The organism is Pseudomonas sp. TH41, from assembly GCF_016650695.1.
Classification (GTDB): domain Bacteria; phylum Pseudomonadota; class Gammaproteobacteria; order Pseudomonadales; family Pseudomonadaceae; genus Aquipseudomonas.
Window position 1 is genome coordinate 2,572,251 of record NZ_JAEKFH010000003.1, and the last position, 15,451, is coordinate 2,587,701.

Annotated in this window: 14 protein-coding genes; 9 read left to right on the plus strand and 5 right to left on the minus strand. The window is 59.3% G+C overall.

Annotated elements, in window-relative coordinates; translation table 11 throughout:
• The first annotated feature begins 26 nt into the window (after positions 1–26).
• The 5 genes from epd to fba all read left to right on the plus strand — a co-directional run bounded on the left by epd (position 27) and on the right by fba (position 4,254).
• Entirely contained in the window at positions 27–1,091 is a 1,065-nt protein-coding gene (epd, locus tag JFU37_RS14415) for an erythrose-4-phosphate dehydrogenase (protein WP_201115907.1), read from the plus strand.
• 17 nt (positions 1,092–1,108) lie between these two features.
• Entirely contained in the window at positions 1,109–2,272 is a 1,164-nt protein-coding gene (locus JFU37_RS14420) for a phosphoglycerate kinase (protein WP_201115908.1), read from the plus strand.
• A 34-nt stretch (positions 2,273–2,306) separates the two neighbouring features.
• Positions 2,307–2,528: a hypothetical protein gene (locus JFU37_RS14425; protein WP_201115909.1), complete on the plus strand. Its 222-nt coding sequence runs from the start codon at positions 2,307–2,309 to the stop codon at positions 2,526–2,528.
• Between the two features lie 56 nt (positions 2,529–2,584).
• Entirely contained in the window at positions 2,585–2,917 is a 333-nt protein-coding gene (locus JFU37_RS14430; RefSeq protein ID WP_201115910.1) for an MliC family protein, read from the plus strand.
• Positions 2,918–3,189: 272 nt separating this feature from the next.
• Positions 3,190–4,254: a class II fructose-bisphosphate aldolase gene (gene fba, locus JFU37_RS14435; RefSeq protein WP_008081027.1), complete on the plus strand. Its 1,065-nt coding sequence runs from the start codon at positions 3,190–3,192 to the stop codon at positions 4,252–4,254.
• Between the two features lie 177 nt (positions 4,255–4,431).
• Here fba and JFU37_RS14440 read toward each other — a convergent pair whose 3' ends face one another.
• Entirely contained in the window at positions 4,432–5,100 is a 669-nt protein-coding gene (locus tag JFU37_RS14440; RefSeq protein ID WP_201115911.1) for a polysaccharide lyase family 7 protein, read from the minus strand.
• A gap of 322 nt (positions 5,101–5,422) precedes the next feature.
• On the opposite strand from JFU37_RS14440, the gene JFU37_RS14445 reads away from it, so the two are divergent.
• The 3 genes from JFU37_RS14445 (at position 5,423) to JFU37_RS14455 (ending at position 8,480) form a co-directional block, all read left to right on the plus strand.
• Complete coding sequence (locus tag JFU37_RS14445) at positions 5,423–7,546, plus strand: putative bifunctional diguanylate cyclase/phosphodiesterase (protein WP_201115912.1); 2,124 nt, start codon at positions 5,423–5,425, stop codon at positions 7,544–7,546.
• 44 nt (positions 7,547–7,590) lie between these two features.
• Positions 7,591–8,082 carry a M48 metallopeptidase family protein gene (locus JFU37_RS14450; protein WP_201115913.1) on the plus strand — a complete coding sequence of 164 codons (492 nt, stop codon included), beginning with the start codon at positions 7,591–7,593 and terminating at the stop codon, positions 8,080–8,082.
• A 101-nt stretch (positions 8,083–8,183) separates the two neighbouring features.
• The gene (locus JFU37_RS14455; protein ID WP_201115914.1) at positions 8,184–8,480 is read left to right on the plus strand and encodes a winged helix-turn-helix domain-containing protein; all 297 of its coding nucleotides are present in this window, start codon (positions 8,184–8,186) and stop codon (positions 8,478–8,480) included.
• A gap of 108 nt (positions 8,481–8,588) precedes the next feature.
• Here JFU37_RS14455 and JFU37_RS14460 read toward each other — a convergent pair whose 3' ends face one another.
• Positions 8,589–9,041, minus strand: a complete 453-nt coding sequence (locus JFU37_RS14460; protein ID WP_201115915.1) for a GNAT family N-acetyltransferase — start codon at positions 9,039–9,041, stop codon at positions 8,589–8,591.
• A gap of 256 nt (positions 9,042–9,297) precedes the next feature.
• On the opposite strand from JFU37_RS14460, the gene JFU37_RS14465 reads away from it, so the two are divergent.
• On the plus strand, positions 9,298–10,035 hold the full coding sequence (locus JFU37_RS14465; RefSeq protein ID WP_201115916.1) for a substrate-binding periplasmic protein: 738 nt from the start codon (positions 9,298–9,300) through the stop codon (positions 10,033–10,035).
• 125 nt (positions 10,036–10,160) lie between these two features.
• Here JFU37_RS14465 and yccS read toward each other — a convergent pair whose 3' ends face one another.
• The 3 genes from yccS to dbpA form a co-directional block, all read right to left on the minus strand.
• Positions 10,161–12,344, minus strand: coding sequence for a YccS family putative transporter (yccS, locus tag JFU37_RS14470; protein WP_201115917.1), 2,184 nt, complete (start codon positions 12,342–12,344; stop codon positions 10,161–10,163).
• 224 nt (positions 12,345–12,568) lie between these two features.
• Positions 12,569–13,747 carry an NAD(P)/FAD-dependent oxidoreductase gene (locus tag JFU37_RS14475; protein ID WP_201115918.1) on the minus strand — a complete coding sequence of 393 codons (1,179 nt, stop codon included), beginning with the start codon at positions 13,745–13,747 and terminating at the stop codon, positions 12,569–12,571.
• 155 nt (positions 13,748–13,902) lie between these two features.
• Positions 13,903–15,240 carry an ATP-dependent RNA helicase DbpA gene (gene dbpA, locus JFU37_RS14480; RefSeq protein ID WP_242485765.1) on the minus strand — a complete coding sequence of 446 codons (1,338 nt, stop codon included), beginning with the start codon at positions 15,238–15,240 and terminating at the stop codon, positions 13,903–13,905.
• Positions 15,241–15,451: the final 211 nt, after the last annotated feature.

Consider the following 15,451-nt stretch of genomic DNA (forward strand, 5'->3'; position numbering starts at 1 on the left):
TTCTACCCGCGTCTATCGAGAACCCCATGCCTCAACCGCGTCCTTACAAAGTTGCACTCAACGGCTACGGCCGGATTGGTCGTTGCGTCTTGCGTGCGTTGTTTGAGCGAGGCTCGACGGCCGGGTTTGAAATTGTCGCGATCAACGATCTGGCGGATATGGCCAGTATCGAATACCTGACACGCTTTGACTCCACTCACGGGCGTTTTCCCGGCGAAGTGAAGGTCGACGGCGATTGTCTGCATATTAATGGCAACTGCGTGAAGGTCTTGCGCAGTGCCACCCCCGAAGGCATCGATTGGGCGTCGCTGGGCGTCGATCTGGTGCTGGAGTGCTCCGGCGCTTACCACACGCGTGAAGACGGCCAGCGGTTCCTCGACGCCGGCGCGCCGCGCGTGCTGTTTTCCCAGCCGATGGCCAGCGAGGCGGATGTCGACGCCACCATCGTCTACGGCGTGAACCAGGATTGCCTGACCGGCGACGAGTTGCTGGTGTCCAACGCATCCTGCACCACCAACTGCGGCGTGCCGCTGTTGCGCCTGCTGGATCAGGCCATTGGTCTGGAGTACGTGTCGATTACCACCATTCACTCGGCAATGAACGATCAGCCAGTGATCGACGCCTATCACCACGAAGACCTGCGCCGCACCCGTTCGGCGTTCCAGTCAGTGATTCCGGTGTCCACTGGTCTGGCGCGCGGCATCGAACGCCTGCTGCCGGAACTTGCCGGGCGAATTCAGGCCAAAGCCGTACGGGTGCCGACGGTTAACGTGTCTTGCCTCGACATTACGATGCAGACCGTGAGTGACACCGATGCCGCCGAGGTCAACCGGATTCTGCGCGAGGCCGCCACCAGCGGCCCGCTCAAAGGCCTTTTGGCCTACACCGAGCTACCCCACGCAAGCTGTGATTTCAACCATGACCCACATTCGGCGATTGTCGATGCCAGTCAGACTCGAGTTTCCGGCCCGCGGCTGGTGAACATCCTGGCCTGGTTCGACAACGAATGGGGTTTTGCCAACCGCATGCTGGACGTTGCAGAGCACTATCTGCAAACAGCTACTTCACTCCCTGTCTCTAAAGAACAGTAACTCAGGAATTGCGACCCATGACCGTGTTGAAGATGACCGACCTCGATCTGCAAGGTAAGCGCGTACTGATCCGCGAAGACCTCAACGTCCCAGTCAAGGACGGTGTTGTCACCAGCGATGCGCGAATCCTGGCTTCGCTGCCGACCATCAAGCTGGCCCTGGAAAAAGGCGCGGCCGTGATGGTCTGCTCCCACCTTGGCCGTCCGACCGAAGGCGAGTTTTCTTCCGAGAACAGCCTCAAGCCAGTCGCTGACTACCTGAGCAAGGCGCTGGGTCGCGAAGTGCCGCTGGTGGCCGATTACCTGGGCGGCGTCGACGTGAAAGCCGGCGACATCGTGCTGTTCGAAAACGTGCGCTTCAACAAGGGCGAGAAAAAGAACGCTGACGAACTGGCCCAGCAATACGCCGCCCTATGCGACGTGTTCGTGATGGATGCCTTCGGCACCGCTCACCGCGCCGAGGGTTCGACCCACGGCGTGGCCAAGTTTGCCAAAGTCGCTGCGGCAGGTCCGCTGCTGGCTGCCGAACTGGATGCACTGGGCAAAGCCCTGGGGGCTCCGGCCCAGCCAATGGCGGCCATCGTTGCGGGCTCCAAGGTGTCGACCAAACTCGATGTACTCAACAGCCTGAGCCAGATCTGCAACCAGCTGATCGTCGGCGGCGGCATTGCCAACACCTTCCTGGCCGCCGCTGGCCACCCGGTCGGCAAGTCCCTGTACGAGCCGGACCTGCTGGAGACCGCTCGCGCCATCGCCGCCAAGGTGAGTGTGCCTTTGCCGGTCGACGTTGTGGTTGCCAAGGAATTCGCTGAAAGCGCCACCGCGACCGTCAAGTTGATTGCTGACGTGGCGGCAGACGACATGATTCTGGACATCGGCCCACAGACCGCGGCGAATTTCGCCGAACTGCTGAAGTCGTCCAAGACCATTCTGTGGAACGGCCCGGTGGGCGTGTTCGAATTCGATCAATTCGGTAACGGCACCAAAGTCCTGGCCCAGGCCATCGCGGAGAGCTCGGCGTTCTCGATCGCTGGCGGCGGTGACACCCTGGCCGCTATCGATAAATATGGCGTTGCTGACCAAATCTCCTACATTTCTACCGGCGGCGGCGCGTTCCTTGAATTCGTCGAAGGCAAGGTGCTGCCCGCTGTTGAAGTGCTGGAAAGCCGGGCCAAGGGCTGAGGCCGCCCATTTGACCAGGCAAAGGAGTGTTCAGATGGTCAAGACGTTAGCGCTGTTGATCGTCGCGGGTATGCTGGCAGCTTGCGGGAGTAATCCGAAAGCCACGCCGGAGCCGGCACCGTCTGCGCCGCAGAATGGCTGTTACCAGGCCGACTGGCAGGCGGAAACCAACCCAGTGATCAACAAGCGTTCCGGGCCGGAAGGCCTGGACAAATACGAGACACAGACGCCTGCCAAGGAACGTGGCTGCCCTTGACGGGTCTGACTCTTTACTCAGGGCTGGTAGCGTGCGCCGCCAGTCGAGGAACACGGATGAAAGGTTTTATCGCCGTTACGGCGTTGGCACTGCTGGCAGGTTGCTCCAGTTTGAACCTGTTCAAGCCCGCTGAATCGACGGACAGTTGGACCACCTGGACCTGCGACAGCCAGGCCAAAGTGGTTTGGCGCTACAGCGACGACAGCCACAAGGAAGTCGACGTTCGCCTGGGTGGGGCCGATCAGGTCTACCGCTTGAAACATGAGCCGGGCGCCGACGGTTCGCTGTACAGCAACGACATGCTGGCGTTTCACGTAAAAGGTGAGGAAGGCCTGGTTTACTGGGTCGCCACTAATGATTTGATTGGCCGCGGTTGTAAAGCGCAGTAATTGACACACCACAGATCCAATGTGGAAGCAGATCCAAAATGTGGGAGCGGGCTTGCTCGCGAATGCGGTTTAGCATTCAACATTGATGCAAGCTGAACCACCGCTTTCGCGAGCAAGCCCGCTCCCACAGTAGATCTGTGTAGGTACATGAGATTTTGGTAGCACCGAATTCGCAGCGCGGGCCAACCCCCGATCTGCAATAACTTGAATAGCCGCCGCCGCTACGGCAGGCTGGCACGATTAACGACCCTCAACCGGGAGATACACACACAATGGCACTTATCAGCATGCGCCAGATGCTGGACCACGCAGCCGAGTTCGGCTACGGCGTTCCAGCCTTCAACGTCAACAACCTTGAGCAGATGCGCGCCATCATGGAAGCCGCTGACAAGACTGACTCCCCGGTGATCGTCCAGGCTTCGGCCGGTGCTCGCAAATACGCCGGCGCGCCGTTCCTGCGTCACCTGATCCTCGCCGCCATCGAAGAATTCCCCCACATCCCGGTGTGCATGCACCAGGACCACGGCACCAGCCCTGACGTCTGCCAGCGTTCCATCCAACTGGGCTTCAGCTCGGTGATGATGGACGGTTCCCTGGGCGAAGACGGCAAGACCCCGACCGACTACGACTACAACGTGCGTGTCACCCAACAAACCGTAGCCATGGCCCACGCCTGCGGCGTATCGGTAGAAGGCGAGCTGGGCTGCCTGGGTTCGCTGGAAACCGGCATGGCCGGTGAAGAAGACGGCATCGGCGCCGAAGGCGTTCTGGATCACAGCCAGATGCTGACCGACCCGGAAGAAGCCGCTGACTTCGTCAAACGCACTCAGGTCGACGCCCTGGCCATCGCCATTGGCACCAGCCACGGCGCGTACAAGTTCACCAAGCCACCTACTGGCGACGTGTTGGCGATCGACCGTATCAAAGAGATCCACAAGCGCATCCCGAACACTCACCTGGTGATGCACGGTTCCTCTTCGGTGCCACAAGAGTGGCTGGCGATCATCAACCAGTACGGCGGCGACATCAAAGAAACCTACGGCGTACCGGTTGAAGAAATCGTCGAAGGCATCAAGCACGGCGTGCGCAAGGTCAACATCGACACCGACCTGCGCCTGGCGTCCACCGGTGCGATGCGTCGCCTGATGGCCACCAACCCGAGCGAATTCGACCCACGTAAATTCTTCGGCGCCACCGTGACCGCCATGCGTGATGTGTGCATCGCTCGTTATGAAGCCTTCGGTACCGCAGGCAACGCTTCGAAGATCAAGCCGATCTCCCTGGAAGCGATGTACCAGCGTTACCTGAAAGGTGAGTTGAACGCCAAGGTCAACTAAGCCTTAAGCGTTTCACGAAACACAAAAAAACCCGCAGAGATGCGGGTTTTTTTATGGGCCCAGGATCAAAAGATCGTCCGAACGCGGCCCGAACCTTCGGCAGCTCCTACATTGGATTGTGTACGCCTGTAGGAGCTGCCGAAGGCTGCGATCTTTTAAGGTGTGGACGCGGTCTTGCTACTTATCGTGATCAATATCCAGCTTGCTGAACGTTACTTTCCCGCCTTCGCTGGTGTACCCGGTATGGTCCTGCACATAAACCCCGGCCTTGAAGTACAGCGGCTTGTCGCGCCAGGTCGCGCTGATGTCCGTGTCCCACTGGTAGCCCGCGGCGCTGATGCCCAGCGCGCCGCCAGGGCTCAGGTGAATCAGGTAGGAGAATTGCTGATCCAGTTTCACGCCGGTGGCGATGGTGATCACCCGGCCTTCGCCGTCGTCGGGGTGCATGCGCACTTTGGCCACGATGTTGCCTGTCTGCGTACTGGTCTTGTACTGATATTCGACCTTCACCATGGGCTTCTGGCTGTTGTAGGCGTGGATCTGGCCGATGACGATTTTGCCCGAGCTGGGCACCTGATTCACCGCGAGGGTCGCACGCAGGGAGTTGTCAGCCTCCGGATAAAGCCAGTTGCGCAGGGTGCCGTTGCTGTAGGTTTCGCGAAGTTCGGTGCGGGGATACTTTGCATTTTCAGTTTTTGAACCGGTGACCGGGGCCCAAAAAAACAAGGTGCCGGTGTCGGAGTGGAAGTATTGATCCTTGAAGCCATTCACCAGTTTTGGCGTGTCAACGGTGTACGGCGGATTGCCGACAGGAACGCTGAGGTTCCAGGTTGCGAGATCGATCATAGACAAAAGCTTCCACAATTTTTACAGCACGCACGTGCCAGAAGCTCTAGCACGCGCATTGGAGGGCGCTCTTTATAAGCGCAGAAGGCCGATTTGTTAATGTCTGGCTGACAGATGGATGGCGTCAATATCCTGTTAAAAGGCCATCGTTCGCGTTTTTAGCGGCTTGTAGGCGTGACCGTTAGTCGGTAAATGGACGGATTGGTTAAATGATGGCGTACTGACACCTTCTGCTTTCACGGAACCCGGTCTAGAGTGAAGGCTTAGTATTTGTCCGGTTTTCACGAGAAACCGGCCTGTCGTCCCGAACAAGAGAAGCAGCATGGAATGCGCGCACCCCACGCCAGCTGAAAGCAACTCAATCCTTTTAATCGTTGATGATTACCCTGAAAACCTGATCAGCATGAGCGCGTTGTTGCAGCGCCAGGACTGGCAGGTCATGACCGCCGCCTCGGGTTTCGAGGCGCTCAACCTGTTACTCGAACATGATGTCGATCTGGTGCTGCTGGATGTGCAGATGCCGGGCATGGACGGTTTTGAAGTGGCGCGCCTGATGCGCGGCAGTCAGCGGACCCGTCTCACGCCGATCATTTTCCTCACCGCCAACGAGCAGTCCCAGGACGCCGTGATCAAAGGCTACGCCAGTGGCGCGGTGGATTACCTGTTCAAACCCTTCGACCCGCAGATTCTCAAGCCAAAAGTCCAGGCGCTGCTTGAACATCAGCGCAATCGCCGTGCGTTGCAGCGCCTGAGCCATGATCTTGAAGCCGCTCGCGCGTTTAATGCCTCGGTGCTGGATAACGCTGCCGAAGGCATCCTGGTGGTCGATGAGGGCGGCGTGATCCGCTTTGCCAACCCGGCAATGTCACGGCTGCTCAATGCCACGGTACAGGACCTGCAAGGCAGGGAGTTTCTGGATTTCCTGCAAAAACCCCCTATCCCGATCTGGGCCGATTCAGCGCTATTAGCCGGCTACAAACGCGGTGAAACCCTGCGCCTGCACGATGCATCATTGCGCACCGCACCCGGACAGCAAGTGCCGGTTGCGCTGTCATGCGCACCGTTGCCCTCCGAGCAACATGCCATGGTGGTGACAGTGCTGGACATGTCAGTGGTGCGCCACTTGCACAAGCAACTGGAATACCAGGCAGTGACTGACCCGCTGACCGGGCTGCTCAACCGACGGGGTTTCTATCAGACGGTGGAGAACCTGCTGCTGCGCGGCGAGCGCTCAGACAGTACGTGGGTCTTGTTATACCTCGATCTCGACGGCTTCAAGCGGGTCAACGATTCTCTTGGCCATGATGCCGGTGACCGTGTGTTGCGCTGGGTGTCCGAGCAATTGAAAGCCTGCTTGCGGCCCTTCGACATACTGGCGCGCATGGGGGGTGACGAATTCACGGCATTGCTGGACCTGGAATTCCCTGAACAAGCGGCAAAGATTGCCGAGAAGCTCATTGAGCGAGTGTCGATCTGTCAGCAGATTGAGGGTCTGGATATCGCCCTGGGCGCCAGCATCGGCATCGCCACGTTCCCGGATTGCGGTGCCAATCTCGACGGCATGCTGCGCGCGGCTGACATTGCCATGTACGAAGCCAAGCGCGCCGGCCGTCAGCAGTATCGCTTCTACGATCACGAAATGAACGGCCGGGCGCGTTCGCGGCTGATGCTCGAAGACAGCGTGCGCACGGCCATCGAGAAGCGCGATTTCAATCTGGTGTATCAACCTCAGGTGGCCATCGCCGATGGGCGGATTCGCGGGTTTGAGGCGTTGTTGCGCTGGCAGCATCCAAGTGTCGGCGACGTACCGCCAGGGCTGTTTTTACCGCTGCTGGAGGAGGCGCGGTTGATCAGTCGTCTGAGCAGCTGGATTTACCACCGCGGCGCCGGGCAGCGCAAAGCCTGGGAAACGGTGTTTGCCGAGGACTTGGTGCTGGGCGTCAGTTTGAGCAGTACCCAGTTCGGCATGCCGAATCTGGTGACCGAACTTCGCCAGGCGTTGGAGCGTCATGGCTTGCAGCCGCGTCATCTGGAAGTCGAGGTCACTGAAGACGCTTTAGCGCAAAACCCTGAGGAAACCCGCAAGCAGCTGCGTTTGCTGCGTAATCTCGGGGTAAGGGTAGCGCTGGATGACTTTGGTTCCGGGCTCTGTTCACTATCGCATCTGCGCGACCTTGAGCTGGACACCCTCAAGCTTGATCGGCATCTGATCGCCCGCTTGCCAGACTCATCTCGGGATGCGGCGCTGGTGCGCATGGTGATCGAGCTGTGTAAGCAATACGGAATGCTGGTCATTGCCGAAGGGGTGGAGACCGTTGCGCAATATGAGTGGTTGCGCGCCAATGGCTGCGGTTACGTACAAGGCTTTCTGGTGGCGCGGCCGATGATGGCGGAGGACGTCGGAGACTTTGTGCAGCCGTTCGACTGGAGCGCGCTGACTGGCTGAATTCGCTACACTGACGACCTTTTCGTGACTCGTGTTGCCGCCCAATGACCGTGTTGAAATACCTCCAGGCCTATCCCGCTGCATTGCAGGACCAAGTGCGCCAGTTGATCAATGAAGGTCGGCTGGGCGATTACCTGAGCCAGCGTTACCCGGAAAAACATGGCGTGCAGAGCGACAAGGCGCTGTACACCTATGCGTTGGACCTCAAGCAGGAATACCTGCGTAATGCCCCGGCCATCGACAAGGTGTTGTTCGATAACCGTCTGGATTTAACCCACCGCGCCCTCGGCCTGCACACCACGATTTCCCGGGTGCAGGGCGGCAAGCTCAAGGCCAAGAAAGAAATTCGTGTGGCTGCCTTGTTCAAGGAGGCGCCGTCCGAGTTTCTGAAAATGATCGTGGTGCATGAGCTGGCGCACTTCAAAGAGTCGGATCACAACAAGGCGTTTTACAAGCTTTGCGAGCACATGTTGCCGGGGTATCACCAGGTTGAGTTTGATTTGCGGGTGTATCTGACGTGGCGGGACATGCATTAAAAGATCAAAAGATCGCAGCCTGCGGCAGCTCCTACAGGGTGTACGCCATCCAATGTAGGAGCCGCCGAAGGCTGCGATCTTTTAAAAATGGGAGTGTTCAGATGGAAGTCAGCAAGACCAAGAGCAGCTTCTACCGCCGGTTGTACGTGGCGTACTTGATCGACAGCGGGCTAGCCAGCAGCGTGCCGGCGCTGACTGAAGTCACCGGTATGCCTCGGCGTACGGCACAGGACACCATTGCTGCGTTGGCGGACCTGGATATTACTTGCGAATTCGAGCAGGAAGAAGGTGCGCGCAACCATGCGGGACGCTATCGGATTCGCGAGTGGGGGGCGATTGATCGCGGGTGGATTGAGCGAAATCTTCGGCAGATTAAAGCGGTGTTGGAATATCCCTGAATGCCTGCGGTGTTGGTACTGACGCCTTCGCGAGCAGGCTCGCTCCCACATTGGATCTGTGGCGTACACAAGTCCCATGTGGGAGCGAGCTTGCTCGCGATGGGGCCCTCAGGGGCGACGCATCCCGATATGCGCAATGCCATCCTCCATATATTCCTCACCCGCCACGGCAAACCCGTATCGCCCGTAATACCCCTGTAAATGCGCCTGGGCCGAAAGATAAATCGGCACGTCAGGCCAGCGTTTTTCAGCGTGCTTCAGCGCTTGGGCCATCAACTCATGCCCAAGCCCGGTGCCTCGCACCGGCGGGGCAATGATCACACGGCCAATCACCACATCGCCGCCCTGCAACTCCGGGTCGAGCAACCGCAGGTAGGCCACCAGCCGATCCTCGTCCCAGGCCATTAAATGGCAGGTGTCGCCCTCCAGATCCTGGCCATCGACGTCTTGATACACGCATTTCTGCTCAACGACGAACACCTCTGCCCGTAACTGCAGAATGGCGTACAGCTGCTCTTTGCCTAGATCGCTGTGGTGTTTGCAGATCCAATCGATTGTCATCTTCACACTTCCTTGACCAAGTCGCTCCGATACTAAGCGCCCGGATGAAAGATGTCTGTATGGCGAAGAATTCTGTGACAGAGACCAAAATGCCATCATTCATTTCGTGCGGCGTTGCCTACTTTGTGTAATCTTCCAAGACGCGCAATGCAATAGCTTCAATGAGCTAAGGTTAGACCGGAGTTATGCCGGTACAGGGCCTTGGAGTTTTGGCTGAAAACACGTTGGGCAGCCCGCCCGCTAAGGATTTTCTAGCATGCCGCGATTGCATCGAGCGTTTGCTTTGATTGGATTGCTGTTGCTGATTCAAAGCGCGGCAGCGGAAAAGCTGCGGCTGGTGGCCGATGCGTGGCCGCCCTTTACCGACGCCACGCTGGTCAACGGCGGGTTGGCCACGGACATCGTCAGCACCGCGCTGGCCCGGGCTGGTTATGCCAGTGATTTTGAACAAGTGCCTTGGGCGCGTGCCTTGCTGGGGGTGGGCGAGGGCCGATACGACGTGTTGGTCAACGCCTGGTACACCGACGAGCGCACGAAATTCGGGCAGTTTTCCGGGGAATACCTGCTCAACCGTGTGCGCTTTCTCAAGCGCAAAGATACGCCCATCGAATACAACAACCTGCAACAACTGCACACCTATCCGATTGCGGTGGTGCGCGGGTATGCCTATTCGCCGGAGTTCGATGACGATGAGTCGCTGCAGAAGGTTCCGGTGCACAGCTTTGCCATGGCCGTGCGCATGGTCGCGGCCGATCGGGTCAAGCTGACCCTGGAAGACGAATACGTCGCTCGTTACTACCTGGCCCGGGAATCACCTAAGGTGCGCAACGCCGTGGAGTTTTTGCCCAAGCCGCTGAGCGAGAACAGCCTGCACATCCTGGTCAGCCTGAAGAACCCGAGGCATGAACAAATCGTCGCCGGTTTCGACCGCGAGATCGCGGCGATGAAGGCGGATGGGAGTTATGGGCGGTTGATGCAACAGCATGGGATGTGAGTTTTGGGGGGTGGCGGGTTGCCCCTTCGCGAGCAAGCCCGCTCCCACATTTGATCTGCGGCGCACACAAATCCAATGTGGGAGCGGGCTTGCTCGCGAAGGGGCCGGCCCAGGCAGCACACCTCTCAATCCTCGCTCGTATCCTTGATCAGATGCGCCGCCAACGTGCGCAACGGCCCCAACTGCCGGCAGATCAACGCCAACTGCGTCTGCACCAACCGTTGGCCTTCATCGATTTCATCCGGCATCTGTTCCAGCGCGTTGGCCAGTGCCTCTTCCTCGTCGCTCTGAATCGCAATCGGCAGTTTGCTCGCCAGGCCTTGGGCGATTTCATCGATGCTGGCGGCCAGTTTCACTCCGGCGCCGTCAATCAAGTGCTCGCGCACGTCCGGCGGTAGCTGGGTTTCCCGGTGTGCGCCCAGACCCGACAAGTAGCTGAGCAACGTATGCGACAGCACCAGGAAGCGGAATCCGACGTCTGCTTCCTTACGGAAATGCCCCGGCTCCATCAGCATGTTGGCCAGCGTCGTCGACAGCGCGGCATCGGCGTTGTGGGCGTTACGCCGGGCTAGACGATAGGCCAGGTCGTCGCTTTTGCCAGCGGCGTATTGCTGCATGATTTGGCGCAGGTAGATGCTGTTACAGGTCAGGGTGTTGGCCAGCACTTTGTTCAAGCGCCGACCCTGCCAGTCCGGCAGGAAAAAGAACACCGCCAGCCCCGCGATCAGACTGCCCAGCAAGGTGTCGAGCAGCCGTGGCAGGAACAGTCCGTATCCGTCGCCTACCTGGTTGAAGCAGAACAGTATCATCAGGGTGATCGCGGCCGTGGCCAGGGTGTAGCGCGTGGTGCGGTTGATAAAGAACACCACCCCGGCGGCAATCGCGAAGCACGACTGGACCACCGGGTTCGGGAACAGATCGAACAACGCCCAGGCCGCGGTCAGGCCGATGGCGGTGCCGATGATCCGTTGGCCGAGTTTGCGTCGCGTGGCACCGTAGTTCGGTTGGCAGACGAACAGGGTGGTGAGGACGATCCAGTAACCCTGGGACGGGTGGATCAAATGCACCATCGCGTAGCCGATGCTCAAGGCCAGGGGCAAGCGCAGGGCATGCCGGAACAGCAACGAAGTGGGCGTCAGTTGGGTGCGCAGGCGCATCCAGACATCCTTGAGGTTGCGCGGTGAGCGGTCGAGCAAACTGCTGTCGGTGGCATCGGCCAGGGTGTCGGGGTTGCTGGCATCGCTGAGCAAGCGGTCGAGTGTTGCAAGGTTGGCGGCCAGTGCTCGCAATGACCGTAGCAAGCCGCGCCAGGCCGGGTTGCTCTGAATGCGCAGGTGTTCGAGGGAAGCATGCAGATCGCCCAATGCTTCGGCGAAGCTTGCGTCATAGATGAATGGCTGGCGCATCTGAATCGATTCGGCCAGCGCGCGGCAGGCCTTGCCTTGCTGACGCAGCAGACGCTGGCAGCGGAACAGCACGTCGCTGTGGAAGAACGCCTCGGCCAGCGCGTTGTAAGGATAGTGCGAGGAACTGGCGCGCTCGTGGATGTCCTGGGCGAGGAAGTACAACTTCAGATAGCGGCTGACTTTCGAACCTGGCCGACCGTTGCCGACCCGATGCAGGATGATTTCCTTGGCCGCGTTCAGTGCGGCGACCACCCGACCGTTCTGCTGGGCCAGTTCCAGGCGGCGCGCCTCTACGTCTATCTGTCGGATCGGCTCGAACAGCGACGATTTCAATTTCAGGTAATAACCCAGCTCGCGGAACAGGCGCGCCAGGCTCTGCTGCACCGGCTGGTTGGAAAACAGCGCTTGCCACACCACCGAGAGCAAGCCGTACCAGGCCGCGCCGGCCACCAGCAGCACGGGCTCATGCCAGAAATCGGTCACCTCGCCACCGCGCTGGTCCACGCCGATCACGGTGTACACCGACAGAATCAACGTCGCCGAAGCAATCGCGCCATAGCGCTCTCCGAGGGCGCCGAGCATGGTCAGGCCAAAACTGGCCAAGGCCAGGGCGATGATAAAGATTATGGGGTAGGGGAAGAGCAATTCGACCGAGAGCGCGGCGACGCTGAAGCACACCAGCGTCACGGCCAGCGCGTTGAGGCGGCCCTGCCAACTGTCGTCGGTTTCAGCCAGGGCGCTGGCAATGATCCCGAGGAATAACGGGATCAACAACCCCATTTCATCCTGATACCAACAGACCGCCATGGTGCCGGTCAGGGCGATGAACACCCGCACGCTGTAGCTGAATTTATCCAGCGCCCAAAGGCGACGCAGAGACTGACGAAACGGGGTCGATGGCATGAAGTGTGAAGGCCTTCCGAGGCAATGACGCTAAATTGAGCCAGTAATGACGTCGACGCAATGGCGCCGATCACATCTGACAGCAAAATCTGTTCCTTCCCTGTGGAGAACACTGGCCTCCTCACCTTGAAATGCAATCACCTGTAGGAGCTGCCGAAGGCTGCGATCTTTTTTAAGATCAAAAGATCGCAGCCTGCGGCAGCTCCTACACGGGGGCGGTGCGGTCAGACGTATTGTGCGGCGGCGTAACCGGAGGCCCAGGCCCACTGGAAGTTGAAGCCGCCCAGGTGCCCGGTGACGTCGAGCACTTCGCCGATGAAATACAGGCCAGGGCTTTTCAGTGATTCCATGGTCTTGGACGACACTTCGTTAGTGTCGACGCCACCCAGGGTCACTTCTGCGGTGCGGTAGCCTTCGGTGCCGGCCGGTACGACTTTCCAGCTCGCCAGTTTTTCGGCGATGTCGGCAATTTCCCCGTGGGTGTATTGCTTCATCGGTTTGGAAGCGAACCAATTATCCGCCAGCAAGTTGGCCATCTTCTTGGTGAAGATTTCCCCCAGCAGGGTTTTCAACTCACTGTTCGGACGTTCGGCTTGCTGCTGTTGCAGCCAGCTCGGCACGTCGTGGTCCGGCATCAAGTTAATCTCGACCGTGTCGCCGGATTCCCAGAACGAAGAAATCTGCAAAATCGCCGGGCCACTGAGGCCGCGATGAGTGAATAGAATGTTCTCGCGAAAGCTCTGATCGTTGCAGCTCACCAGGCAATCTACCGACGTTCCGGACAACTCGGTGCAAAGCTCCTTGAGCTGATCGGTGATGGTGAACGGCACCAGCCCGGCGCGTGTCGGCAGCAGATCGTGGCCGAACTGCCTGGCAACCTGATAACCGAAACCGGTGGCGCCCAAGGTCGGAATCGACAGGCCGCCGGTGGCGATCACCAGCGATTCACAGGTGATCTGGCCCAGCGTGGTGTCCAGCAGGTAGCCGCTTTCGAGCTTCTCGATGGTCTGGATCGAGGTGTCCAGGTGCAGGCTGACGCCCACCTGATCGCACTCGTTGAGCAGCATCTCAAGGATGTCGCTGGATTTGTTATCGCAGAACAACTGCCCGAGTTTTTTTTCGTGGTACGGCACGCCGTGTTTGGCGACCATGCCGATGAAATCCCACTGGGTATAGCGCGCCAGTGCGGATTTGCAGAAGTGTTCGTTGCGCGAGAGAAAATTGCCCGGTTCGGTGTACATATTGGTGAAATTGCAGCGACCACCGCCCGACATCAGGATTTTCTTGCCGGCCTTGTTCGCATGGTCGAGCAACATCACTTTGCGCCCGCGCCCGGCGGCGGTCAGTGCACACATTAAACCGGCGGCGCCAGCGCCAATGATCACGACTTCGGTAGAGCGCAAAACGGTGTCCTCACACAAGTCTCAGAACGGTTTCGGTCCTTGTAGGAGCGAGCTTGCTCGCGAAGGACGTTAACGATAATGCGGGTAACCTGGCTCAACGCGGTGAGCTCAGGTTTTTCGCGAGCAAGCTCGCTCCTACAGGGGCGCTGGTGTTCTTACAGGATACGAACGCGCAACGAACGGCCTTTGATCTTGCCGTCGTTCAGGCGCTGCAAAGCCTGCTTGGCAATCCCGCGTTCCACCGCCACATACGCCTGGAAGTCGAAAATCGCGATCTTGCCGACTTGAGCGCCCGGAATGCCGGCATCACCCGTCAAAGCACCCAGAATGTCGCCCGGACGCACCTTGTCTTTACGGCCAGCCCCGATGACCAACGTGCTCATCGCCGGCAGCAGCGGTGCGCCGCCCTGGGACTTGAGGTTGTCCAGCTGATCCCAGCTCAACGGCGACTTCTGCAGTAGCTCGATGGCTTGGGCGCGGTGCGCTTCGGACGGGGCGACCAGGCTGATCGCAATCCCTTTCTCACCAGCACGGCCGGTACGGCCAACGCGGTGAATGTGGATTTCCGAGTCGCGAGCCAGTTCGACGTTGATCACCATGTCCAGCGCATCGATGTCCAGACCGCGCGCGGCGACGTCGGTGGCAACCAGTACAGACGTACTGCGGTTGGCGAACATGGCCAGCACCTGGTCGCGGTCACGCTGTTCCAGATCGCCGTGCAGGCCGACGGCAGAGATGCCTTTGGCGGTCAGGTGATCGACGGTTTCCTGAACCTGCTGCTTGGTGAAGCAGAACGCGACGCAGGACGCCGGACGGTGATGCGCGAGGACTTTGACCACCGCGTCCATGCGTTCTTCCGGGGAAATCTCGTAGAAGCGCTGCTCGATTTGCGTGTCGTCGTGGAACGCCTCGGCCTTCACTTGCTGCGGGTTACGCATGAACTTCGACGCCAACTGCTTGATGCCCACTGGGTACGTGGCCGAGAACAACAGGGTCTGGCGGCGCTCCGGGCACTGGGCGATGATTTCTTCGATGGAATCGTAGAAACCCATGTCGAGCATGCGGTCGGCTTCGTCGAGGATCAGGGTGTTCAGGCCATGAAGCACCAGCGAACCTTTGCGCAGGTGCTGCTGAATCCGGCCCGGGGTGCCAACGATGATGTGCGCGCCGTGTTCCAGCGAGCCGATCTGCGGGCCGAACGACACACCGCCGCACAGGGTCAGGACCTTGATGTTGTCTTCGGCGCGGGCCAGACGACGGATTTCCTTGGCAACCTGGTCAGCCAGTTCACGAGTCGGGCAAATGACCAATGCCTGGCAACCGAAGAAGCGCGGATTGATCGGGTTCAGCAGGCCGATACCGAAGGCCGCGGTTTTGCCGCTGCCGGTCTTGGCCTGGGCGATCAGGTCCATCCCCTTGAGGATCACCGGCAAGCTTTGCGCCTGGATCGGCGTCATCTCGGCATAACCCAAAGAGTCGAGGTTAGCCAGCATGGCGGCGGACAGCGGCAAAGTATTAAAAGCGGTGGCGATGGTGGTCACGGGACTGGCCTGCAAAACAAAATGTCGCGCAGTGTACCAGCCTCTGGCCACTTACCTCGAAAGTTCTGGACGAACGCAAAACCTGTGGCGAGGGGATTTATCCCCGTTGGGGTGCGTAGCGCCCCTTGGATCTGCCGCCTCGGTGGTTCAGATTGATCGCATT

Excerpts from the sequence above, each read along its gene's own strand:
- epd (WP_201115907.1), top strand. The coding sequence starts at position 27 with ATGCCTCAACCGCGTCCTTACAAAGTTGCACTCAACGGCTACGGCCGG.
- JFU37_RS14420 (WP_201115908.1), top strand. The coding sequence starts at position 1,109 with ATGACCGTGTTGAAGATGACCGACCTCGATCTGCAAGGTAAGCGCGTA.
- JFU37_RS14425 (WP_201115909.1), top strand. The coding sequence starts at position 2,307 with ATGGTCAAGACGTTAGCGCTGTTGATCGTCGCGGGTATGCTGGCAGCT.
- JFU37_RS14430 (WP_201115910.1), top strand. The coding sequence starts at position 2,585 with ATGAAAGGTTTTATCGCCGTTACGGCGTTGGCACTGCTGGCAGGTTGC.
- fba (WP_008081027.1), top strand. The coding sequence starts at position 3,190 with ATGGCACTTATCAGCATGCGCCAGATGCTGGACCACGCAGCCGAGTTC.
- JFU37_RS14440 (WP_201115911.1), bottom strand. The coding sequence starts at position 5,100 with ATGATCGATCTCGCAACCTGGAACCTCAGCGTTCCTGTCGGCAATCCG.
- JFU37_RS14445 (WP_201115912.1), top strand. The coding sequence starts at position 5,423 with ATGGAATGCGCGCACCCCACGCCAGCTGAAAGCAACTCAATCCTTTTA.
- JFU37_RS14450 (WP_201115913.1), top strand. The coding sequence starts at position 7,591 with ATGACCGTGTTGAAATACCTCCAGGCCTATCCCGCTGCATTGCAGGAC.
- JFU37_RS14455 (WP_201115914.1), top strand. The coding sequence starts at position 8,184 with ATGGAAGTCAGCAAGACCAAGAGCAGCTTCTACCGCCGGTTGTACGTG.
- JFU37_RS14460 (WP_201115915.1), bottom strand. The coding sequence starts at position 9,041 with ATGACAATCGATTGGATCTGCAAACACCACAGCGATCTAGGCAAAGAG.
- JFU37_RS14465 (WP_201115916.1), top strand. The coding sequence starts at position 9,298 with ATGCCGCGATTGCATCGAGCGTTTGCTTTGATTGGATTGCTGTTGCTG.
- yccS (WP_201115917.1), bottom strand. The coding sequence starts at position 12,344 with ATGCCATCGACCCCGTTTCGTCAGTCTCTGCGTCGCCTTTGGGCGCTG.
- dbpA (WP_242485765.1), bottom strand. The coding sequence starts at position 15,240 with ATGCTGGCTAACCTCGACTCTTTGGGTTATGCCGAGATGACGCCGATC.